This window comes from Alcanivorax sp. HI0044 (assembly GCF_001634945.1).
Window position 1 is genome coordinate 1 of record NZ_LWEZ01000289.1, and the last position, 878, is coordinate 878.

Annotated in this window: 2 protein-coding genes; both read right to left on the reverse strand. The window is 56.0% G+C overall.

What is annotated here, in order from left to right; translation table 11 throughout:
• Positions 1 to 142 precede the first annotated feature (142 nt).
• On the reverse strand, positions 143 to 478 hold the full coding sequence (locus A3730_RS03545) for a DOPA 4,5-dioxygenase family protein (protein ID WP_063521639.1): 336 nt from the start codon (positions 476 to 478) through the stop codon (positions 143 to 145).
• A gap of 106 nt (positions 479 to 584) precedes the next feature.
• On the reverse strand, positions 585 to 878 hold a 294-nt coding region (gene rplQ, locus A3730_RS03550), incomplete at its 5' end, for a 50S ribosomal protein L17 (RefSeq protein WP_063537495.1).

Genomic DNA, 878 nt, shown 5'->3' on the forward strand with positions numbered 1-878 from the left:
CCGGGGACAAACGATCAGCCCAGCGCCCGAAACCCTCAGACAAACGCCCACACGCTCACGCTCGACACAAAAGGCCGTTATTTACCGGGGCAGGACGGTCGTACAAGGGTAGAAAGTAGAAAAAGCGTGGCGCAGCTTATTGTCAGGCGGAGAACTGAAAAATACTCAAATCCAGCGGCTGGCTCTCCCCCAGCCACATCACCAACTCCGTATGATCACGAAGATCGTTACCACTGAGGCCATGCACAAACACTGTTAAGCCGTTCCGGCTCGCCATTAACCAGGGAATCACCTCCCCTGCCAAACGGCGTGGGATAGTCAGCTGACAGCTCCAGCATGGGTGCGGCCCCACCGGCTTTCGATGCATATGGCCCATGGGCACAGAAAAGCGTTGGTGAGCAGCCTGGCAGAGAGCCGCCGCCTGGGAAAAGGTTTGTTCGTCGAAATAGACGTGTGCGTGAAAACCGTTGATCGCCATACGCTGTGCCCGTTAATGACAACTCCAGCATAGCCGATGCTTTCACACTTGCAACAGGCACAAAAAAACCGGGCACAGGACCCGGTTTTTCTGGAACGGTTAACGCTTACTCTTCGTCAGCGTCAGCCAGTTCAGGACGGTCAACCAGCTCAACATAGGCCATCGGTGCGTTATCACCCGCACGGAAACCCATCTTGAGAATGCGGATGTAGCCACCCGGACGCTCCTGGTAACGAGGACCCAGCTCGTTGAACAGCTTACCGACCATTTCCTTGGAACGGGTACGGTCGAAAGCCAGACGACGGTTAGCGACGGAGTCTTCCTTAGCCAGAGTGATCAGCGGCTCAGCCACACGACGCAGCTCTTTGGCTTTCGGCAGAGTGGTCTTGATCGCTTCGTG

Bases quoted from the DNA above. Each gene is read 5' to 3' on its own strand.
- A3730_RS03545 (WP_063521639.1), bottom strand. From the start codon at position 478: ATGGCGATCAACGGTTTTCACGCACACGTCTATTTCGACGAACAAACC.